Annotated in this window: 17 protein-coding genes; 5 read left to right on the forward strand and 12 right to left on the reverse strand. The window is 68.8% G+C overall.

Going from position 1 to position 20,450, the window contains the following annotated elements; translation table 11 throughout:
• Nucleotides 1-16: 16 nt before the first annotated feature.
• Nucleotides 17-1,852: a glycoside hydrolase family 15 protein gene (locus tag ACV7NN_RS09330; RefSeq protein WP_463351271.1), complete on the forward strand. Its 1,836-nt coding sequence runs from the start codon at nucleotides 17-19 to the stop codon at nucleotides 1,850-1,852.
• A gap of 9 nt (nucleotides 1,853-1,861) precedes the next feature.
• Here the strand turns inward: ACV7NN_RS09330 and ACV7NN_RS09335 are convergent, their stop codons facing one another.
• Entirely contained in the window at nucleotides 1,862-2,887 is a 1,026-nt protein-coding gene (locus ACV7NN_RS09335) for an SDR family oxidoreductase (protein ID WP_463349295.1), read from the reverse strand.
• A 119-nt stretch (nucleotides 2,888-3,006) separates the two neighbouring features.
• Between ACV7NN_RS09335 and ACV7NN_RS09340 the strand changes: the two genes are divergently transcribed.
• On the forward strand, nucleotides 3,007-3,504 hold the full coding sequence (locus tag ACV7NN_RS09340) for a DUF6328 family protein (protein WP_463349296.1): 498 nt from the start codon (nucleotides 3,007-3,009) through the stop codon (nucleotides 3,502-3,504).
• Nucleotides 3,505-3,575: 71 nt separating this feature from the next.
• Here the strand turns inward: ACV7NN_RS09340 and ACV7NN_RS09345 are convergent, their stop codons facing one another.
• The 7 genes from ACV7NN_RS09345 to ACV7NN_RS09375 all read right to left on the reverse strand — a co-directional run bounded on the left by ACV7NN_RS09345 (nucleotide 3,576) and on the right by ACV7NN_RS09375 (nucleotide 11,259).
• Nucleotides 3,576-4,688 carry an enolase C-terminal domain-like protein gene (locus ACV7NN_RS09345; protein ID WP_463349297.1) on the reverse strand — a complete coding sequence of 371 codons (1,113 nt, stop codon included), beginning with the start codon at nucleotides 4,686-4,688 and terminating at the stop codon, nucleotides 3,576-3,578.
• Nucleotides 4,688-6,523 carry a thiamine pyrophosphate-requiring protein gene (locus ACV7NN_RS09350; RefSeq protein ID WP_463349298.1) on the reverse strand — a complete coding sequence of 612 codons (1,836 nt, stop codon included), beginning with the start codon at nucleotides 6,521-6,523 and terminating at the stop codon, nucleotides 4,688-4,690. The genes ACV7NN_RS09345 and ACV7NN_RS09350 overlap by 1 nt, the downstream gene beginning before the upstream one ends.
• Nucleotides 6,520-8,163 (reverse strand): GMC family oxidoreductase, encoded by a 1,644-nt coding sequence (locus ACV7NN_RS09355; RefSeq protein WP_463349299.1) that lies wholly within the window; start codon nucleotides 8,161-8,163, stop codon nucleotides 6,520-6,522. Before ACV7NN_RS09355 ends, ACV7NN_RS09350 begins: the two co-directional genes overlap by 4 nt.
• Nucleotides 8,153-8,800 (reverse strand): gluconate 2-dehydrogenase subunit 3 family protein, encoded by a 648-nt coding sequence (locus ACV7NN_RS09360; protein ID WP_463349300.1) that lies wholly within the window; start codon nucleotides 8,798-8,800, stop codon nucleotides 8,153-8,155. Before ACV7NN_RS09360 ends, ACV7NN_RS09355 begins: the two co-directional genes overlap by 11 nt.
• The gene (locus ACV7NN_RS09365) at nucleotides 8,797-9,261 is read right to left on the reverse strand and encodes a hypothetical protein (protein ID WP_463349301.1); all 465 of its coding nucleotides are present in this window, start codon (nucleotides 9,259-9,261) and stop codon (nucleotides 8,797-8,799) included. Before ACV7NN_RS09365 ends, ACV7NN_RS09360 begins: the two co-directional genes overlap by 4 nt.
• A 390-nt stretch (nucleotides 9,262-9,651) precedes the next feature.
• Entirely contained in the window at nucleotides 9,652-10,188 is a 537-nt protein-coding gene (locus tag ACV7NN_RS09370) for a hypothetical protein (RefSeq protein WP_463349302.1), read from the reverse strand.
• 345 nt (nucleotides 10,189-10,533) lie between these two features.
• Nucleotides 10,534-11,259, reverse strand: a complete 726-nt coding sequence (locus ACV7NN_RS09375) for a hypothetical protein (RefSeq protein WP_463349303.1) — start codon at nucleotides 11,257-11,259, stop codon at nucleotides 10,534-10,536.
• A 351-nt stretch (nucleotides 11,260-11,610) separates the two neighbouring features.
• Here ACV7NN_RS09375 and helR point away from each other — a divergent pair, with 351 nt between their 5' ends.
• A complete protein-coding gene (gene helR, locus ACV7NN_RS09380; protein WP_463349304.1) occupies nucleotides 11,611-13,779 on the forward strand; it encodes an RNA polymerase recycling motor ATPase HelR in 2,169 nt (722 codons plus the stop codon).
• Between the two features lie 104 nt (nucleotides 13,780-13,883).
• Nucleotides 13,884-14,504, forward strand: coding sequence for a class I SAM-dependent methyltransferase (locus ACV7NN_RS09385; RefSeq protein WP_463349305.1), 621 nt, complete (start codon nucleotides 13,884-13,886; stop codon nucleotides 14,502-14,504).
• A gap of 11 nt (nucleotides 14,505-14,515) precedes the next feature.
• Here the strand turns inward: ACV7NN_RS09385 and ACV7NN_RS09390 are convergent, their stop codons facing one another.
• A complete protein-coding gene (locus ACV7NN_RS09390; RefSeq protein WP_463349306.1) occupies nucleotides 14,516-17,248 on the reverse strand; it encodes an Ig-like domain-containing protein in 2,733 nt (910 codons plus the stop codon).
• Nucleotides 17,249-17,291: 43 nt separating this feature from the next.
• Complete coding sequence (locus ACV7NN_RS09395) at nucleotides 17,292-18,212, reverse strand: methyltransferase (protein ID WP_463349307.1); 921 nt, start codon at nucleotides 18,210-18,212, stop codon at nucleotides 17,292-17,294.
• Between the two features lie 87 nt (nucleotides 18,213-18,299).
• On the opposite strand from ACV7NN_RS09395, the gene ACV7NN_RS09400 reads away from it, so the two are divergent.
• Nucleotides 18,300-19,211, forward strand: a complete 912-nt coding sequence (locus ACV7NN_RS09400; RefSeq protein ID WP_463349308.1) for a glycerophosphodiester phosphodiesterase — start codon at nucleotides 18,300-18,302, stop codon at nucleotides 19,209-19,211.
• Nucleotides 19,212-19,257: 46 nt separating this feature from the next.
• On the opposite strand, the gene ACV7NN_RS09405 is transcribed toward ACV7NN_RS09400, so the two are convergent.
• Together ACV7NN_RS09405 and ACV7NN_RS09410 are read right to left on the reverse strand one after the other, a co-directional pair.
• Nucleotides 19,258-19,662 (reverse strand): PIN-like domain-containing protein, encoded by a 405-nt coding sequence (locus ACV7NN_RS09405; RefSeq protein ID WP_463349309.1) that lies wholly within the window; start codon nucleotides 19,660-19,662, stop codon nucleotides 19,258-19,260.
• 9 nt (nucleotides 19,663-19,671) lie between these two features.
• Nucleotides 19,672-20,439, reverse strand: coding sequence for a DUF433 domain-containing protein (locus ACV7NN_RS09410; protein ID WP_463349311.1), 768 nt, complete (start codon nucleotides 20,437-20,439; stop codon nucleotides 19,672-19,674).
• Between the last annotated feature and the right edge of the window lie 11 nt (nucleotides 20,440-20,450).

Below are 20,450 nucleotides of genomic sequence, written 5' to 3' on the forward strand. Positions count from 1 at the left end.
GCCGTTTATGTTTCCGATGAGAATCGCGAAGCCTCCCCTTGCCTTCGTGCCGTTTCGGGCGGATGGTCGCAGAGTGAGTCTGTCCTCGGCGCTGCGCGACTACGGCGTGATCGGCGATGGTCGCACGATCGCTCTCGTCGGACGCAACGGCAGCATCGACTGGCTCCCGCTGCCGAGCCTGAACTCGACGCCCGTGTTCGCTGCCCTCCTCGACCAGGAATCCGGGGGCTGCATCGAACTCGCCCCGGTCGGCGACTTCACCGTCTCGCGCCGCTACGTGCGCGGCACCAACGTCCTCACCTCGCTCATCCACACTCCGACCGGAAGCGTCCGGGTGACGGATGCGCTGGTGACCGGCGTCGAAGGGCGCCTCCCCTGGACCGAACTGGGCAGGCGCGTCGAGGGGGTCGACGGCGAGGTGCGGATGCGCTGGTCGGTGACGCCGGGGAACCTGCTCGGCACCGCATCCCCGTGGATCCATCACGACGGGCGGCATTCGATCATCCACGCCGGCGGAGTAACGATCGGGGTGACGGGGACCGAGCACCACCCGCGTCGGCGACGCCAGCCGGCGCAATCGGAGACCGCCCTGCAGGGGACGTTCACGACGTCGCCGGGCTCGCGGCACATCCTCGCCCTGGTCGCGACGGAGAACGAGCCGCTGCACCTTCCCGATGCACAGGCGGTCGATGCGGGAATCGATCGCACGATCGCGACCTGGCGGGAATGGTCGAAGACCTTCTCGTTCGACGGCAGGTGGGCCTCCGAGGTCCAGCGGAGCGCACTGCTGCTGAAGTCGCTGGTGTACGCGCCGACCGGGGCCATCGCCGCGGCCGCCACGACATCCCTGCCCGAGAGCGCGCATGGCGGCAAGAACTGGGACTACCGGTTCGCGTGGGTGCGGGACGCCGCCTATTCGGTGCGCGCGCTCGTGCGGTTCGGCCTGCGGACCGAGACGCACGCCGCATTCTCCTGGCTGCTCGAGACCATCGAGGACGATCCGTCCGACCTGCACGTCTTCTACGACCTCGACGGCGGTGTGCCGCACGGAGTCACGCGGTTCGCAGTTCCCGGGTGGAACGGGATCGGTCCGGTCGTCGCCGGCAATCGCGCCCAGGACCAGCTCCAGCTGGGTGTCTTCGGCGACCTGCTGGGCCTCGCGCACGAGTACGTGAATGCGGGCAACATCCTCGACGAGAAGACGAAGCGGATGCTCGCGGGTGTCGCCGACAGGACGTGCGACCTCTGGCACACGCCGGACTCCGGGATGTGGGAACTCGTCGAGCCGCGTCACTTCACCTCGTCGAAGATGGGATGCTGGCAGGCCCTCGATGCGGCCGTCCACCTGGCGGAGAAGGGGCAGCTGCACGGCAGCGCGGACCGGTGGCGGGCGGAGCGGGAGCGCATCCGCGACTGGATCGGCGAGCACTGCTGGTCGGAGGAACGCCACGCCTACACGATGATCGCCGGCGGTTCCGATCTCGACGCATCGGTGCTCCTCCACGCGCCCAGCGGGTTCGACCGGGGACCCAGGATGGCCTCCACCATCGACGCGATCGTCGCCGAGCTCGGGCGCGGACCGCTGCTCTACCGGTACTCGGGGATGGACGCGGTCGAGCATCCCTTCGTCGCCTGCTCCTTCTGGCTCGCTGCCGCGCTCGCGAGCGTCGGCCGGCAGGATGAGGCGGTCGCGCTGATGGACCGGCTGGTGAAACTGCCGAACGACGTCGGCGTGCTGGCCGAGATGATCGACGAGGACCAGAAGACCTTCTGGGGCAACCTCCCGCAGGGTCTCAGCCACCTCGGCCTGATCAACGCCGCCATCACGATCGACGAGCGCAGTCGCTCGTGAGACGCAGGGCTAGGCGGCGGCCTTCCTGAGCAGGGCGATCGTCCCGACGGCCGCAGATGCGGCTGCGGCACCGAGTACGACTCCGACGCTCCGGTGGTGCTTGGTCAACGACCACTGCCGGCTCCGGGACGCCGCCCGATCGTCGAACCTGCCGTGCGACCCGAAGTCCCGGTCGTCGTCGGCCGGCTTCCAGAGGTTCGCGGGCTGGTCGGCGCTGCGCGGCTCGTCCGTCTGCTGCGAATCGAACCCGGTCTTCCCGAGGTAGCGGTCGAGCATCCCGGGCGCCACCGCGTTCACCAGGAGGGTGACGGCCGTGCTCGCGCCCACCCAGTACTCGCGGCGCTGGGGATGCGCGGCCGCCCAGACGATCGCGCGCGCCGCGACCTCCGGCTGGTAGATCGGCGGAACCGGCTGCGCCTGGCGCGGAAGCCGCGAGAGCACCCAGCTGAACTGGGGCGTGTTGAGGGCGGGCAGCTGCACCATCGTCGTGCGAATCGGGCTCTTGTCGTGCAGCAGTTCGCACCGGAGGGACTCGTTGAAACCCTGGATGGCGTGCTTCGCACCGCAGTAGGCCGCCTGCAGCGGGATGCCGCGGTACGCGAGCGCCGAGCCTACCTGGACGATCGTGCCGGAGCCGCGGGTGCGCATCCTCCGCAGCGCCGACATGGTCCCGTAGACGAAGCCCAGATAGGTGACCGCGGTCGCCCGCTCGACCTCGGCAGCCGTGAGCTCTGCGACCGGCGCGAAGACCGATGAGAAGGCGACGTTGACCCAGACGTCGATCGGCCCGAGCTCGGCCTCGATGCGCTCCGCGGCCGCATCCACTGCGTCCGCGTCGGCCACGTCGACGCTGATCGCGAGCGTCGTGCCTCCGGCGTGCTCGATCTCGCGGACGGCCCCGTCGAGCCCGGCCTGCCCGCGGGCGAGCAGCGCCACCCGCGCGCCCAGCCGTCCGAACTCGACCGCCGTCGCGCGTCCCACACCGCCGGATGCTCCGGTGACGACGACCGTCCTTCCCGTGAATTCCGTGTCCATGCCCGCATGATCCCACCGCGTCGGCGGCGAGGGCAGGGGCTGGAAATTGCGAGCCCGATCGTGTACGCCTGACGGCCCGCGACTTACGCGGCACCTCCGCCGGGACTATCGTTCCGGGCATGGACGATGGAAAGCCCGATGTCGACCCGGAAGACGGCCGCAACGAGTCGCTGAGCCAGCGATCCGACCGCAACTGGGACGAGATCCTCCAGGAACTGCGCGTGACGCAGACCGGAACGCAGATCATCACCGGGTTCCTGCTGACGATCGCGTTCCAGCAGCGCTTCACGTCGCTGGGGCCGGTCCTCACCGCCACGTATCTCGCGCTGGTCCTGCTCGCTGCGGTCTGCACCGGACTCGGGCTGGTGCCCGTCGCGCTTCATCGTGCACTGTTCCGGCGTCATGAGAAGCCCAAAGCCGTGACGATCGCCGACCGGTTCGTCAAGGCGACCGTCGCCCTCGTGGCCGTGCTCGCGGGCGGTGTCGTCCTGTTCATCTTCAGCTTCGTCGCCGGTCCCGTCGCCGGGATCGTCGCGGGCATCGCCGTCTGGATCGCGCTCGCGGTCCTGTTGCTCGCGGTCCCACTCGGCTCCCGCACGCGCGCCGAGCACCGCTAGCGGCCGGCGCGTGCGGTCGAGTCCGGGAAAAGTCCGCGGATCCGGCAGAATCGCGCGGACTTTTCCCGGGCTCAACGCTGCCGGTAGGGAGCGGCGTCGGCCTCTCTGAGGACGAGGCCGTGGCCGGGGCGGGCGCGGTCGGGCACGAGTTCGCCGTCCGTGAGGGCGGGCAGCCCGTCGAAGAACAGCCGCTCGACGAGGACGTGGTCGTGGAAGTACTCCGCGTTGACGACATTGGGCAGGGCCGCCCCGATCGACGCGTGGATGGCGGGGGCCGTGTGGGAGCTGGCCGGGATGCTCGCACCCTGCGCCTGCGCTGCGGCCAGGAGGAACCCCGTCACACCGCCGCACCGCGTGGCATCGGCCTGGATGACGTCGACAGCCCCCGCCGCGAGCATGTGGTGGAAGTACGCGGGCGTGTACCCGTACTCGCCCGCCGCGATCCGCACACCGGCGGGCGCGCGATCGCGCAGCAACCGCAACCCGTCCGGGTCGTCGCTGGAGACGGGCTCCTCGAACCACGTGACGCCCAGGTCGGCGAAGCGCTCGGCGAACCACAGCGCCTGCTTGCGTTCGTACGCACCGTTGGCGTCGACGAAGAGTTCGACGTCCGGGCCGATCGCCGCGCGGGCGGCGGTCACCCGGGCGAGGTCCGCGTCGGGTTCGGAGCCGATCTTCATCTTCACCGCGCGCATCCCCTCGGCCGCCCATCCGGCGAGCTGGTCGGTCAGTTCGCCGTCGGTGTAGTCGGTGAAGCCTCCGCTGCCGTACGCGCTCACCGACGAGCGCGCCCCTCCGAGCAGCGCGGCGAGCGAGACGTCGAGCAGGCGGGCCTTCAGGTCGTGGAGCGCGACGTCGACGGCCGAGATGGCACCCGCGCAGACGCCCGGCCAGCCCTGGTTGCGCACGGCCCGCGCCATCGCCCAGAACGCGCGCGTCGTATCGAACGGGTCCGACCCGATAAGCGGCGGAAGCAGCACATCCTTCGCCACCTCGAACATCGCGGGAGACCCGTAGGCGTAGCCCAGGCCGGTCTCCGAGCCCGCGCTGACCTGCACGACGATCAGCGAGGTCGCCTCCCAGCGGGCGGTGCCGTCGGACTCGGCCCGTTCGACCCCGCCGGTGCGGGTCGGCACGGTGTAGCCGCGCACCTCAACGGCACGGATGGTCGCCTCGCCCGGCATCACTTCCCCTTCGAGTCGTCGCCCCCGAGATGCAGCTTGTCCTTGACGCGTTCGACCCCCTCGGTGAGGAGCGCCTGCGCCGAATCGAGGATGGCACCGCGGCCCGACGGATCGCCTTTCAGGAAGGCCAGGGCCGTGTTCTTGGCGAACTCCCTGGTGATGTGCGGCGGGAGCGGCGGAACGTTCCGGCTCGTGTGAGCGTCGATGAGCGTGACACCACGGGTCGCGAACGCGCTGTCCCAGGCGGCCGCGACCTGGTCGTCGGCGGTCACGCGGATGCCCGTGAAGCCGAGCAACTCGGCCCACCCCGCGTAGTCCACCGACTCGACATCCTGCGAGGTGGACCACACCGGGTTCGCATCCTCTGTTCGCATCTCCCACGAGACCTGGGTGAGGTCGTCGTTGTGGAGCACCAGGATGATCAGCTGCGGGTTCTCCCACCGCGACAGGTATTTCTTGATGGTGATGAGCTCGTTCATCCCGAGCATCTGGAAGGCCCCGTCTCCGATGGTGCAGATCACCGGCCGCTCCGGATAGGCGAACTTCGCGGCGACCGCGTATGGCATGGCGGCGACCATCGTCGCGAGCCGCCCCGACAGGTCGCCCATCATGCCGCGCCGCAGCCGGATGTGGTGCCCGTACCAGTCCGCGGTCGTGCCCGCATCGGCGGTGACGATCGCCTGGGGCGGCAGCCGCTTGTTGAGTTCGCGGAACACGCGCCGAGGGTTCACCCCGTCTTGGTATTCGACCTCGGCCTGCGCGGCCATCTCGTCTTCCCAGTCGACCATCTCCGCGGCGACCCGTTCCTGCCAGGCGAGGTCGGTCTTCTCGTCCAGCAGCGGCACGAGCTCGGCGAGCGTCGCGCCGACGTCTCCCCACAGGTTGAGCTCGGTCGGATACCGCAGCCCCAGCTGCTCCGGCCGCAGGTCGATCTGCACGGCCCGCGCCTGTCCGGTCGCCGGAAGGAACTGCCCGTACGGATAGTTCGTGCCGAGCAGCACCAGCGTGTCGCAGTCCTGCATCTGGTGGTAGCTCGGCAGCGAGCCGAGCAGGCCGAGCTGCTGCGTGTGGTAGGGCACATCCGACGGGATGACCTGCTTGGCGCGGAGTGCCGTGATGATCCCCGCGCCGGCCTTGCGCGCCGCCTCGAGCACCAGGTCGGTCGCCCCGTTGGCGCCATGACCGACGAGGAACGTCACCCTGCTGCCCGCGTTGATGATCTCGGCGGCCTTCGCAAGCTGCCCGCGCGGCGGAACGACCGCAATGGATGGCGCTGCCGAGCTCGACCGGGACACCCACATCTCGGGCGACGGCTCGACCATCTCCATCCCCTGCACGTCGTGGGGCAGGATGATGACCGTCGGCTGGAGGCGCACCTGAGCCGTGCGGAACGCCGTGTCCACGACCGCCTGCGCCTGGGAGGGCGAGAGGACCGTCTGCACATAGGCCGCCACATCCGAGAACATCCGCTCGAGGTTGCTCTGCTGCTGGTTGAACGTGCCGAACGCGTTGAGCCCCTGCTGCCCGACGATCGCGACGACGGGCTGGTTGTCCATCGCCGCGTCGTACAGCCCGTTCAGCAGGTGGAATGCACCAGGGCTCGACGTAGCGACGCACACACCGACCTCTCCGGTGAACTTCGCGTGCGCCGTGGCCATCAGGGCGCAGATCTCCTCGTGGGTCGGGCGGATGTACTCGAGACCCTCGCCGTCCCGTTCCGCCTTGCCGAGAGCGCCGTCGAACTCGCCGATGCCGTCGCCGGGGAACGCGAAGACACGTCGGACCCCCCACTCCCGGATGCGCTGAATCACGAAATCGCTGACGGTGGTCGTCATGGTCTTCCTCTCTCTGGTGGTTCGGGATGCGTCACCAGGCGGTCAGCCGCCCTTGCGGCGAGCGCCATGATCGTGAGCGCCGGGTTCGCGCTGCCCTGGGTGGGGAGCACGCTGCCGTCGACGATGAGCAGGTTGGGGACGGCGAAGGTGCGGCAGTCCGCGTCGACGACGCCGTCGGATTCGTCCGCCGCCATCCGGCATCCGCCCACCAGGTGCGCGTAGCGCTGGATGGTGATCACTTCGTCGGCGCCGGCCGCCTTCAGGATGCGCTCCATGACATCCTGAGCGGCCTTTGCGAGCATCCGGTCGTTGTCGCACTGCGTGTAAGAGAAGTGCGCGACCGGCAGGCCGTAACGGTCCTTCTCATCCGCGAGGGTCACCCGGTTGTCCGGCAGCGGCAGGAACTCGCACAACGCGCCGAGGCACGCCCAGTGCACGTAGTCCGTCATGTAGCGGCGGAACTCCGCACCCCACCGCCCCTCGGCCATCACGTGCTCGGCCCAGGTGATCGGCAGCGGCGAGACGGTCTGGATGGAGAACCCGCGCTTGTACGGTTTGGTCGGGTCGGTCTCGTAGAAGTCCTCGGTGCTCACTTCGGGTGGTGGGCCCTTCCACATCCGCACCTCCGAATCGAAACGCCCGGCGGTCTGCGGCGCGCCCTGCACCATCAGGTACCGGCCGACCTGGTCGAAGTCGTTGCACAGTCCGTCGCGGAACCGCGCCGAGGTCGAGTTGAGCAGCAGGCGCGGCGTTTCGATCGAGTATCCAGCGACCGCCACCATCCGCGCCCGCTGGAACCGGGGACGACCGTCACGCAGGTAGTGCACGCCGGTCGCCTCGCCCGTGCGCTCGTCGACCTCGATCGAGGTGACCATGCACTCGGCGCGCACCTCGGCGCCGTGAGCGACCGCATCCGGGATGTGCGTGACCAGCGGCGACGCCTTCGCGTTCACCTTGCAGCCCTGCAGGCAGAACCCGCGATAGATGCAATGCGGCCGGTGCCCGAAACGGCCGTTCGCGATGGCGACAGGCCCGACCTTCGCGGTGATGCCGCTCGCGAGCGCCCCCCGCTGGAACACCTCGCCGTTGCCGGACACGGGATGCGGCCGGTGCGGGTAGCCGTGCGGGTCGCCCCAGGGCCAGTGCTCCCCCGCGACCGGGAGCTCCTCCTCGAGGTCCCGGTAGTACGGCGCGAGGTCGGGGTAGTCGATCGGCCAGTCCTGGCCGACGCCGTCCAGCGACCGGGTCCGGAAGTCGCTTGGATGGAACCGCGGCGTGTAGCCCGCGTAGTGCACCATCGAGCCGCCGACACCGCGCCCCGAGTTGTTGGAACCGAGCGGCACCGGGTTCTTCCCGCCGATCTGCCGCGGCTCGGTCCAGTACAGCTGGTGCGATCCGGCCTCGTCGCTGACCCAGTCGCGCTCCGGATCCCAGAACGGTCCGGCCTCCAGCGCGACGACCTTCCAGCCGGCACGCGCCGTCCGCTGCAGCATGGTCGAGCCGCCCGCGCCGCACCCGACGATGACCAGATCGACCACGTCCGTATCGTCGAAGTGGCGCATCCCGAGGTCGTCGGGGAGGGCTCCGCGCGGGGTCAGAAGCCAGGCGGACTCGTTGCGCGTGCGGACGTCAGCGGGCATCCGGCGCATCCCTCACGGGGTCCTGGGCCGGCCTCGCGTCGGCGACCTCGAACGGCTCCCGCCGGTCGACGCCGATGTCCTTGTAGCCACGCGGATACGCGGGCCCGGCGAACCCGATCTCGTTCCACGCCCACGGATGCGCGTAGAAGGCGGTGCAGGCGTACCGGGTCCACAGACTCCACACCTGTGCGGGAGGCATCCCGTGCCACGTCTCCGCCTCGCTGTCGTGGACGGCCGCCAGAAGGTCGGTCTGGTCGTCCCACGCGCACTCGCTGAAGGTCGCGCCGTGGGCGGCCTTCGCATCCTCGTCGAGCGCCGCCAGTGACCGCTGCCACGCGACATCGTCCGGGGGCATCGTGTCGTAATGCCAGCCGTCGGTCTCCCGCTCTGCAAGGCGGGAGTCGACCATCCGCGTCACCGGGACCTTCCGCTCCGTGCGCTGGTAGAGCAGCTGATCGAACAGGGCGGTCGCCGCGGCCTCCTCGGCGACCGAGAAGAAGCGGATGGGCGGGAGCATCCCGAGGCGGCCCTCGACGACGCTGCGGGTCGCGTCATCCCAGCGCTCCCGGAACTCGAGGATGTCGAAACCGGGGAACCGTCCGCCGCCGTCCGCCGGGTCCAGCGCGAGGCCGCTCATTTCTCCCGCCGAAGGATCGCGGCGAGCACCCCCATGCCGCCGACCATCGTCACCAGGAGCGGTGCGAGGAGGGGCGGGCCCATCTCCAGGTTGTAGCGGGCGTTGCGCCAGCCGCCCGGCTTCTGGCCGATGCCGCGGGCGTGCAGGTACGTGCCCTGAATACCGTTGGCGATGATGGTGAGGGATGCGATGGGCAGCAGCGTCTTCGCCATGCGCTCGCTGAAGAACCCGGCGATGCCCGCGGCGGCACCGATCGGTCCGAGAACGACAGGGACCCACATCCACTTGTTGCCGAAGCTGGCCTTGTCGTGCTCGAAGAAGATCTCACCGGCGGTGACGACCGCTCCGGCCGCCGTCAGCGCCGAGAGCGAACGCTCGAACCTGCCGGTCTCGACGTTGCGGACCATCCGGTCGATACCGTGCATCGGGGGCGACTTCGGGAACGTTCGACGACGTGGCACGGGCAGCATCCTCCTTCGCGGCGCTGCTCGTGCAGCACCAGTGGTGACGACGCCAATCTGTACTCGCATGGGGCGCAGCGCGTAAGCGCCCCTGAGAGAATTCACACCTGGTGGTTGCCCGGTCGAGTCCGGGAAAAGTCCGCGGATTCCGCAGAATCTCGCGGACTTTTCCCGGGCTCAACGGCTTCGGGCTAGGGGCCAGGGGCGGCACAAAGGTAGGGGTGGTGCGCGATAGAACCGGCGGATGCGTGCACACACAGTCCGTCGAGCAGCCGCGCGCGGGCACGAGCCGGCTGCCCCTCCGCCTTGTCGGGTTGCGTTTCGTGAAACAGGAGTTCCGGGTGCGGATGCCCGGGTCGCGTCGGTCCCGGAACTCCTGTTCCGACAGGCTCAGCCGCGCGTGAGCCTTGTGAGGTTGTAGGTCGTGGGCAGCGTCATAGATTGACCCTTTGCAATAACGATTCCTTGCGTCGAGCTGTACCAGAAAGTCGAGAGATAGTCGCCCGCGCTCACTCGCGTTACTCCGCTCGTATTGATTGCAAGTGAACCGGTCCCATACCAGCCGTGAGGGATCGTCCCACTCCACGCACACGCGTCGCCGCCACCACAGCCCGGCCCGCGCATAGTGATCATTCGCTGGAACACAGTCGGTTGCTCTGTCGCGAACGCGGCCGATGAGCCTCCCGTTTCGGGATCGAATAGCGTCTCAGACGGGCCTGCCGCGATAATCGCGGCGATTTCGGCTTGAGTTTGTGTCCCGACGAGGGCCTCGAGTCGTGCCCGCACGGCATCATCGGGCGGGCTCGGCTCTCCGACCGCGGCCGGCGCGAGCGAGCCTTCGGACTCGGCCGCGAAGCCTGGTGCGGCAGGGACCAGTAGCAACAGGCCGGCAACAAGTCCGGCAGAAGTTGCGATGATCGGTTTCATGGATTCCTCTCGTTGACGTGGGATGAAGCGGCGAGAAGTCACGTCGAATCGTTTCAAGCTGCCGCGTACTAGCTCATCCCTTTATCGAGAGCGGTGGAGCGGTCGTCGCGAAGTTAGGCGGTGAATCGACGGCAAATAGGCGGCGTTAAAGGCCAAGTAGGCGCGGGGCTGCGCGCATCCGTACCCACCGTTCCTGATTCCGACAGGCGGCGCATCGTGATCATCCGCTGAAACTGCGACGACGCCTCGGACGACGGGCGAGTGCGCCCGTTCCGGCCGAGGGTGGCAGGCGTGCCTGACCGTGTCGGCCGGAACGAGCCCTCTCGCCGCAAGCGGCGCGGCCGGCTAGTACCCCGCCGGCCAGCTGAACGCGGCCGGCGCGGTCGCCGTCTCGCCCGACTTGGTCACGACGATGTCGATGTCCTCATGGTCGGCGAGCGTGATGGCCGCCGGGTCGCCGGTGACCGGCTTGCCATCGACGAACGTCGTCACGGCGTCACCGGATGCGGACGAATACGCGCCGATCCGGCCGGCCGCGAGCGCGACGTTCCATTCGGTGAACACCTGGCCCAGCGTGAAGGTGGCCTTGACCGGGGATTCTACGTGGACGATCCCGGACTCGTCGTGCGTGTGCAGTGGGGAGATCTGCGCGTTCGTCTCGTCGATGCCGAGCAGTGCCGGAACCTTCACGGCCGCGCCGTCGACGGTGACGCTGAGGTGCGAGTGGATGTGCTCGACCGTTCCCTCACTGCTCAGCATCGTGAGGCCCGCGGCCTTCGCGCGCGCAGACGGATCGGCCGGTGCGGCCCAGGGCGGTGACGACTCCGCGCCCGATGCCGACGTCGGTGCGCTGCTGGACCCCGTCGCGGGCGATTTGCCGTTCGCGTTGGCATTCGCCACGATCACGCCGCTCACGAGGCCGCCGACGAGGACGACCGCCACACCGATACCCGACCACAGCAGCAGCCGGTTCCGTCGTTCGCGGCGGCGCTGCTGCTCGAGCAGCGCGGCTGCCTTCGCTCGTGCCGCCGCCTTGGCTTCGCGGGTTCGAGCGTTCTTGGAGTCTGACATGTCACCCTTTCGGCGCGGATCCTCCTATCGTCGCCGATGGCGGCCGGGAGTTGACTGAGCGTCCGGTGGGTGTCGACGTTGCTGTCAACCGTCTGTCCTCAGTAGCGGAGTTATTCCGACTTAGCAGTCATAAGTCGGAATGATGAGCTTCTTATTCCGACTTAGCACCGTAAGTCGGAATAACGAACCGCCTATTCCGACTTTGCGCACCGTCGCCCCCTCGCCGCCGTCCCGCACCCGCCCGACCCCGCGCACAAAAAAGGAAGGGAGCAGAACTCCCTTCCACTTTCAATCTATAGCTGAGTAGGGGGCTTGCCGCAAGGCCCCCGTCGTGACGGAGAATCGAGCACTGTGACTTCCCGTACCAGCGCGTTCGACCTGCCCGATCGACTCGCCGCCAAGCGTGACGATGCGCTGATCGGGCTCGACGAGGAACATTTCGCCGCGATCGCGCGGAGCCTCGACGAGTCCATCGCCGACCTCACCCAGAGGCTCGAGATCGAGCGCAAGGCCCCCGGTGGCGACGGTGAGGCGGCGCTCACCCGCGACCTGGAGATCCACCGCCTGTCCGGCCAGCTCCGGCTGTTGCAGCGCTTCGGCCTCGACCTGTGCCTCGGGCGCATGGTGGGCGCGCACGACCACGCGGCCGTCTACATCGGCCGCCTCGGCCTCACCGACCGGGCCGGGCGGCGCCTGCTGGTCGACTGGCGCTCCCCCGCCGCCGAGCCGTTCTTCGGCGCGACCTACGCGAACCCGATGGGCCTCTCCAGCCGTCGTCGCTACCGATGGATCCGCGGGCGCATCAGCGACTTCTGGGACGAGGTCTTCACCCCCGACGGCTTCGAGGGCAATGCCGCACTCGATGAAGAGTCCGCCTTCATCGCGAGCCTCGGCAGCAGCCGGTCGACACGGATGCGCGATGTGCTCGGCACGATCCAGGCGGACCAGGATGCGATCATCCGTGCCGGTTCCCGCGGCGCGCTCGTCGTCGACGGCGGCCCCGGCACGGGCAAGACGGTCGTCGCCCTGCACCGTGCCGCCTACCTCCTCTATTCCGATCCGCACCTCGCCCACAACCGAGGGGACGTGCTGGTCGTCGGTCCGCACCGCGGCTACCTCGCCTATGTCGACGATGTGCTCCCGAGTCTCGGCGAGGAGGGAGTGCAGACCTGCACACTGCGCGACCTGGTCTCCGAAGGAGCGACCGCGGTGGCGGAGGCCGACGAGCGCGTCGCCCGCCTGAAGTCGTCGGCCGACCTGGTGAAGGCGGTGGAGGCTGCGGTCGGGTACTACGAACAGCCGCCGGCGAAAGGACTGACCGTAGAGACCCCGTGGGCAGACCTCCGGCTGAGCGCCGCCGAATGGGCGGAGGCGTTCCGGGCGGCGGACCCGGGCGTCCCGCACAACGAGGCGCGCGAGCAGGTCTGGGAGGCGCTGCTCGAGATCCTCATCGACAGGTTCGACGACGAGGAGATTCCGCCGCACCTGCTTCGCCGCGCCCTGCTGCAGAACGAAGAGCTGACCGGCATCTTCGCAAAATCGTGGCCCCTGCTCGACCCGGCCGGCGTCGTCGGCGACCTCTGGTCGGTTTCCGCCTACCTGCGGTTGTGCGCTCCGTGGCTCACCCTCGACGAGGTCCGGCTCCTGCAGCGGGCGGATGCGCGGGCCTGGACCGTCTCCGACCTCCCGCTCCTTGATGCGGCCCGCCAGCGCATCGGCGACCCGGACGCCTCCCGTCGCAAGCGCAAGCGGGAGGCGGCGATCGCCCGCCAGCAGGCGCAGATGGCGGATGTCGTCGACGACCTCATCGCGTCGGACGACAGCGAACTGATGGTGATGTGGATGCTGCGCGGCCAGGACTTCGCGAACACCCTCGTCGACGAAGCGGGCCTGCCGAGCGTCGATCCTGACCTGCTCGCCGGCCCCTTCGCGCACATCATCGTCGATGAGGCACAGGAGCTGACCGACGCCGAGTGGCAGATGCTTCTGTCGCGGTGCCCTTCCCGGAGCTTCACCGTCGTCGGCGACCGCGCCCAGGCCAGGCACGGGTTCACCGAGTCGTGGCGGCAGCGGCTGGAGTGGGTCGGACTCGACGATGTCACGCTGGCCTCGCTCACCATCAACTACCGCACGCCGGAGGAGGTCATGACAGAGGCCGAGCCGGTCATCCGTGCGGCCCTCCCGGATGCGAACGTGCCGACCTCCATCCGCTCGAACGGTATCCCCGTCCTTCGCGGCCGCGTCGCGGACCTCGAGGCGATCGTCGCAGACTGGCTCGCCGCGAACGACGACGGGATCGGCTGCGTGATCAGCGCCGGGGAGGCCGGGATGGCCGGGATGCGCATTCCGGCCGACCCGCGCATCCGTATGCTGACGCCGGAACTGTCGAAGGGCCTCGAATTCGACCTGGTGGTGCTGATCTACCCCGAGCTGTTCGGCGCCGGGATCGAGGGTGCGGTCGACCGCTACGTCGCAATGACCCGCGCCACACAGCAGCTCGTCGTCCTCACCGGAGGCTGAGGTCCGCCTTCTCGCACGCCCGGCTCCACCGGTGAGGGGTTATGCGGGGCGGGCCCACGAACGGCTGCGATACTCGATTCGGGTCATGTGGGAAGGAGCGCGCGATGGATGCGTCGGGCTGGGATGAGCGGTACCGGGCCGCGTCGGAGCACGGCGGCATCTGGGCGACCGACCCGCCGCGCGTGATCAGCGAGGTCGTGGGCAGCCTCGCGCCGGGCTCCGCGCTCGACGTGGCGACCGGGGACGGCCGCACCGCTGTATGGCTGCGACAGCAGGGGTGGGCCACGACCGGCGTCGACTTCTCGCGGGCCGGGCTCGACCTGGCGAGAGCTCGTCCAGGCGGCGACGACGTTGACTGGGTCGAGGCGGATGTCCGGACGTGGACGCCGCCGCAGCAGTACGACCTGGTTGTCGTCGGCTACCTGCACCTCGCGGACAACGCATCCGTCATCCAGCGCATCGCCGGCTGGGTTGCGCCGGGCGGGCACCTGGTCGTGGTCGGACACGATGTCGACAACATCGCCGCGGGCGGCCACGGCCCCTCTGAACCCGGCGTGCTGTACACGCCGGACGTGCTGCGCGCCGCCGTCGAGTTGGTCCTGACGGTCACACGATGCGAGCAGCTCCGACGGGGCGGCGACGACGACGGGGAGCTGCGCGGCGGCCACGGCGGCGACGCGGTGGACACCGTGCTCGTCGCCGCGCGCGCTGGGGCTCGGCCCTAGGTCGTCGTCGATCAGGAGGTGGTTCGGCGGCGGCGTGCCCGTCGCACGGCCGCCTGCGCGATCACGAGGGCGGTACCAGCCGCGACCGCGAGGAGTCCCAGCCAGCCCCAGCCGCCTGCATCCGAACCCGTTCCGGGCAGCGATCCGGCGGGCTGTTCGGGTGCGGGGGGCGCAGGCGGCGTCGGAGTCGGCGTCGGAGTCACCGCTGGGTTCACGGTGACGGATGCGGTCGCCACCGCGCACAGGTCGGGCGCAGTGGCCGCGCAGATGCTGTACGTGAAGGTGTCGGTTCCGGTGAACCCGGGATCAGGCGTGTAGACGAACGCTCTGGCGACCGCCCTCAGGGAACCGTGAGCGGGCGGATCGACGATCGTGGGGGCAGTGACCAGACCGAGGTCGTTCGCAGTCACGTGGAGGGTCACCGCGACCCCTACAGTGGTCGTGGCCGAGTCCGCCACCGCGACGGGGAGCACCTCGACCGTCACCATCCCGGTGGAACACAGCTCAGGCGTTCCGGCGTCGCACGCGAACACGGTGTAGAAGTCGCGACCCGCGAAGCCGGCCAAGGGCTGGTAGCGGGTGAATCCCGACGCGCTGACAGCGGCCGTCCCCGACCGCGGGGGGATGCCCCGGGCGGCGACGAAGGGGTCGCCCTCAGGGTCCGTGATCGTCAGCTGCCGGCCCACCGGCACGGTGGCCGTGGTTCGCATAGTGAGATCGTCGACCACCGGCGGCAGGTTCAGCCGGAGGACCGTGACGGCGATCGTGGCGCTGTCGCAGAGGGTCGGAGCGGTCGGCGAACAGACCTGGAAGACGAAGGAGTCGGCGCCGAGGAAGCCGGGGTCCGGCGTGTAGGTGGCGGTTCCGGCGGCGGTGTCGAGCGTCACCGTGCCGTTCGCCGGCGGCGTGACGAGAGCGCTCGCCAGCACGGCGCCCGGCGATGAATTCCCGGGGACGAGCGGGATCACCACCGACTGGTTCTGGAAGACCTGCGCTGCACCGTCGGATGCGATCGGGAAGACGTTGATCGTGATAGTGCCCTGATCACACAGCGACGGCGTGCCGTTGTCGCATACGCTGAAGGTCGCGGTGTCGACGCCCGTGAATGCGGGACCGCTCCGGTAGATGAATTCGCCGCCCGGCAACATCCCGAGTCGACCGTTCGACGGTGCCGTCACGATAGTGAAGGTGAGGGCCTGGTCGATTTCCGCATCGACCGCCGTCGCGCGCCCCAGGATCGTCGCACCGGTGTTGCCCTCGACGGTGACGTCGTCGGCAGTCGGTCGCGTGTTCGGCAGTACCGCCGGGACGACGATCGTGTTCGAACGGCTGGTCGATCCATCGTTGTTCCCCGGATTGGGATCGGGCGTCGTCGACGTTGCCCTGGCGATGTCGGTCAGTACGGAGCCCGGCGGCGGGGAGGCGATTCCCTGGATACTGAGAGTCACCGCCGCTCCGGCGGCTAGCGTTCCGAGACTCCACGTCACCGCCGTCGCCCCCACCGTTCCACCCGCCGAAGCGGTCACGCCGGTGAGGCCGGGCGGGAGGGTGTCAGTCACCACCACCGCATCCGCCGGACCGGGACCATCGTTGCTGACCGTGATCGTGTACGTAACGGTCGCGTTCTGCATAACAGCCGCCGGCCCGGTCTTCTCGACGGCGATGTCGGCGGAGGGGCGCGGCGTCGCACAGTCGGGCGCCGGGTAGGAACCGAGATCGAAGTCGCCGACGTTGCCGCGGACGACGTTGACGACCGTGCCGGTCTGAGTGTCGAAGATCTGACCGGGAGGAGCCGTGCTGTCGACGATGATGGGCGCGGTCGCCGAGTCGCCGACGAACGAACCCTGCACACTGGTGGTCCCGCTGAAGTGGTACTGGCCGAAGCCGGTGACGTGGCCGTCGTCGGTGAGCGTCGCGGACGCCAGCGTTCCGGCCGGGGACTGCTGCCAGGTGCCGTTGTTGCTGAACCGGCCGGTCACGAGGACGAGGCCCTGGTTCGTCGAGGAGGGCCCGTTGTTGCTGAAGTCGCCCGTCGTCGACAGTGCGCAGTCATTCTGGAGAAGCCCGGACCCGTTGACGACGAGGGTGCCGGCGAACCTCGCGATGCCTGAGTTCACGAAGCTCCCGTTGATCGTCGAACCCTGGTCGACCGTCAACGCCCCCGAGTTCGTGAGACGGACGGCGGTGTTGAGATTGATCGACGATGCGACGTGCATCGTGCCCGCGTTGGTGATCGTTCCCGCAGACGGTGAGAACGAGTTGCTGATTGTGAGAGCGCCGCCGGACGCGATGTCGATCGCTGACGAGCCGTTGATGTTCAGCCCGGCGAACACCGCGGTCCCCTCGAGTGACAGGGAGAACCCGGTGCCGACGGAGACGAACGGCATGGTGAGGGTCGCACCACTGGCGATCACGAGCGCACCCTCGGCGTTGTTCATGTACGGCGGCGTGAGGGAGGCGCCGGACGCCAGGCACAGGGTGCCGCCCGCGGGCAGCGCGTTGATCCCGCCGGTGAAGGCCCCGCCGGTGAGGAGCACGGTCTCCCCTGGCGCCACCGCGATCGTGGAGCCCGTCGGGGTCAGCGTGCGATCCGGCGAGGCGCACTGGTCGGCGAACGCTGCGTTCGCCGGCGCGGAGGAAGGGCTGAGGACGAGCACGGCCGCGAGCGCACAGATCCCGGCCGCGAGGGCGGCGAGGTGTCGGGTAGCGCGTGGGTTCCTCGTCTCGGCCCCCTCTCGTTCCACCCAGTGTGCCCGCAGGATGCTCGAAAGGGAAGTGCCGGCTACCTCACCAGACGGCGTCGCTCGCGGGCGCGCGGCCCGGTACCGTGGGGATCCAGCAGCGCACCGTGTCGCGGTACTGCTCGAAGTCGGTGCCGAACCGTTCCTCGAGATCTGCTTCCTCGAGCGGCCGGACAGCGTAGTTCCAGAGCAGCGAACCGGCGACCGCGTACGCCACGACCAGCCACGACGAGACGACCAGCCCGACAGCGACACCTTGCATGATTCCGGCGACGGCCATCGGATTGCGAACCCAGCGATACGGCCCCGCAACCACGAGGCGGTTCGGCATGGCGGATGGCAGCGGCGTTCCGTCGCCCCGCGTCGACATCGCGATCGCCGACCATACGCCGAGGGCACTGGCGAGCACGAGGACCGCAGCCCCGATGATGCCCACGAAAGCCGGGAATGCCATCCCGAGTCCCCAGCGCCCTTCGAGAAGGATGATCACGGACGGGATCAGCACGAGGAAGAGTCCCCAGAAGACGACGATCTGAGTGAACGTCGATGCGATGTGCCCGCCGGATGTGCGGCGCGAGACAGCGGGCCGGAAAGCGAACGGGCCGCGGATGATCCACTCGGTGGGTACTCGGCCGAGGGTGACGAGGCAGAGCGCGATCATCGAACCTGCGGCCGCGGCGGCCATGAGCAGAACGCCCCAGCCGGCCTCGGTCGTGACCGTGGCGTAGACAGCGAGCGCGAGCGTGACGAGGCCCGTCCATCCCGCACTGACGAACGCCGCGGCGCGGAGTCCCGTCGCGGCGAGCGCCGACGCGATCACGAACAGCGGGATGTCGAGGACCGCGACGACCACCGGATCGAGGCTGCCGAGCGTCGCTTCGCGCACGAACGGCGATGCGAACACCGCGATCCACCACGCAGCACCGGCCAACGCCTGCACGGCGAAATAGCCCCGACCCCATCGCATCTGCTCAGACTAGTGTCGGGGCCATTCTCTGCGGCGATCCTCAGCGAGAGCGCGCCCAATTCGAACGCGAGCGGGTTAGCATGCCGCATGACCGAGCCGTCCGCCTCCCCACCTTCAGCGGATCCGCGCCGCCCGGTGAGTCGTCGCGCGTTCGTGATCGGGTCCGTCACGGCCGCCGCGACGGTGACCACTGCGGCCCTGCTCGCCGGGCCGCTGGTCGTTCAGGGACCGCAGTTGTTCGGCCCTCCACGCGGCAAGCGTGTCAGCGCTCTCTTCGCCTCCGACCCGTTCTCGGTCGCCCATCACGGCGGTTCCGCCGACTGGCCGGAGATGTCGCTGTTCGCGTACCAGCAGGCTGCCGCCCATCACGTCGATGCCCTCGAGATCTCCCTGGCGCGCACCTCGGACGGCGTGTGGTTCGGCCTGCACGACGCAACGCTGGACCGCACGTCGGGCACGTCAGGGTTCGTCGCTTCCGAACACACCTGGCGCGAGGTGTCACGGTATTCGATCACCGCGAAGGGGACGACCGATCCCCATCAGCCGCCACGTCCGTACCTCCGCTTCACGGACCTTCTCCGCGAGTTCGGCGAGACGCACACGATCTTCGTCGACCCGAAGGTCGTCCCGGCGCAATACTTTCCCGAGCTCCTGGCGTTGACGCGTCGCGTCTCCAACCCGCGCGAGACGTTCGTCGCGAAAGGCTACTGCACGAGCAGGGACTGGCCGGCCTTCGCGGCTGAGCAGAAATGGCGCTCGTGGGGCTATTACTACGGCGCCGAGATCGAGGCGACACCAGACCTGCTGAGCAGTACGCAGGAACGCTGGACCTCGCTGGGACTCGACTACGGGTCGTCGCGGGGCGCGTGGGAGCGTGTGAGGTCGCTGGGCAAGCCGGTGATCGGGCACATCATCCCGACCAAGGCGGGCGCCGTCCGGGCCCGAAGCAAAGGAGCGCGCGGCCTGATGCTCTCCGGGGTGACCGAGGTCCTCGGCTGACCTCGGGCCGCCGCGTCAGAACGGGTAGCGCGCGATCTCGCTCACGCTACTGAAGCAGCTTCAGCGTCTCGAGCCCGTGACCGGTAACGCTCACCACGTAAGGACCGCGCATCGAGTTCGCGCGCCGGAAGATCGCACGTTGCTTCCCGAGAAATCGGTCAACCTTTGCCCTGCCCGTCAGCTGGCTGCTGCCAAGCGCGAATACCCGCGCTTCTGCCGTGACGACCGCCCGTGCCTCCACTGGACGCTTTGCAATCGTTTTGTCGCCGGTGAGAAGGACCTCGCCTTCGGCGCTTGCGTCACGAATCCAGTCGATGTCAGCTAGCTGCTGTGCGGTCACCGAACCGTAGCGCTCGCGCATGCTCACCACGAGCCATCCTGCTCCGCGGAGCGCGTCCGGTACCTCATGATCGCCGAGACTGCGGTCGCAGAAGAACCGGATGCTGCTCACCGTCTGCGCCTACGCGGCCGACAGCGCGAGGTTCTCTACAGTCCGACTCGGAAGGTCGAAGTCGGCGGCAACCTCGTCCATCGTCTCGCCTGCCGCGATCCTGTCAAGGATGTCGTCACGGCGGATGCCGTATTCAGTCAGTGTCGGCTGGCCGAAGTTGATCTGGGGGTCAAGCGTAAGATCGGCGCCGTCGGCGCGAGGAATTCGGAGCTGGCCGACAAAGCCATCGCGATAATCGACGTGCCGAAGGTGCGCACGAACGATTTCGCCGAACGTCGCCTGACCATTGCGCACGACGACGAGTCGATTGTCGTCGAACGTAGAATCCTTCTGCCGGAGATCCCACAGAATATCTGCGCCGTCGGTCTTGAGCCGGTCGCTAGCAAGTGCGTGCTCGATTCCGATCTGCGTACGAAGCTGCTCGAGCGCGGGCCTTACCCTCGCGGTCGGGACACCCGCGTTCGTGAAGGCACGCACGATCCACGCCTCCGCGACTCCGACGAACGGCACTGTGTACCCGCGCCCGGGCCGTTCGACGGTGATGAAGGGTGCTTTCCTATTTCCCGACGAGGTCGTGTAGCCGCTCGCCCAATGGTTGAACGTCGACGACGGCATTCCGAGAAGTGCGGCTGCTTCGCTTTGTTTGTACAACGGGACCAAAAGAAGTTCGTCCACTGATCTTCCTCCCGGTCGCGTCTGAGGCTCCCACGCCGCGTGTCCAGATCGGGGCGGCTCGCTCGTTCTGCGCACCAGTCTAGGTGGGGCCGTAGCCGACATCCCTGTTATCC

This window comes from Leifsonia sp. Ger2509, from assembly GCF_055231915.1.

Bases quoted from the DNA above. Each gene is read 5' to 3' on its own strand.
- ACV7NN_RS09330 (WP_463351271.1), top strand. From the start codon at position 17: ATGAGAATCGCGAAGCCTCCCCTTGCCTTCGTGCCGTTTCGGGCGGAT.
- ACV7NN_RS09335 (WP_463349295.1), bottom strand. From the start codon at position 2,887: ATGGACACGGAATTCACGGGAAGGACGGTCGTCGTCACCGGAGCATCC.
- ACV7NN_RS09340 (WP_463349296.1), top strand. From the start codon at position 3,007: ATGGACGATGGAAAGCCCGATGTCGACCCGGAAGACGGCCGCAACGAG.
- ACV7NN_RS09345 (WP_463349297.1), bottom strand. From the start codon at position 4,688: ATGCCGGGCGAGGCGACCATCCGTGCCGTTGAGGTGCGCGGCTACACC.
- ACV7NN_RS09350 (WP_463349298.1), bottom strand. From the start codon at position 6,523: ATGACGACCACCGTCAGCGATTTCGTGATTCAGCGCATCCGGGAGTGG.
- ACV7NN_RS09355 (WP_463349299.1), bottom strand. From the start codon at position 8,163: ATGCCCGCTGACGTCCGCACGCGCAACGAGTCCGCCTGGCTTCTGACC.
- ACV7NN_RS09360 (WP_463349300.1), bottom strand. From the start codon at position 8,800: ATGAGCGGCCTCGCGCTGGACCCGGCGGACGGCGGCGGACGGTTCCCC.
- ACV7NN_RS09370 (WP_463349302.1), bottom strand. From the start codon at position 10,188: ATGAAACCGATCATCGCAACTTCTGCCGGACTTGTTGCCGGCCTGTTG.
- ACV7NN_RS09375 (WP_463349303.1), bottom strand. From the start codon at position 11,259: ATGTCAGACTCCAAGAACGCTCGAACCCGCGAAGCCAAGGCGGCGGCA.
- ACV7NN_RS09385 (WP_463349305.1), top strand. From the start codon at position 13,884: ATGGATGCGTCGGGCTGGGATGAGCGGTACCGGGCCGCGTCGGAGCAC.
- ACV7NN_RS09395 (WP_463349307.1), bottom strand. From the start codon at position 18,212: ATGCGATGGGGTCGGGGCTATTTCGCCGTGCAGGCGTTGGCCGGTGCT.
- ACV7NN_RS09400 (WP_463349308.1), top strand. From the start codon at position 18,300: ATGACCGAGCCGTCCGCCTCCCCACCTTCAGCGGATCCGCGCCGCCCG.
- ACV7NN_RS09410 (WP_463349311.1), bottom strand. From the start codon at position 20,439: ATGTCGGCTACGGCCCCACCTAGACTGGTGCGCAGAACGAGCGAGCCG.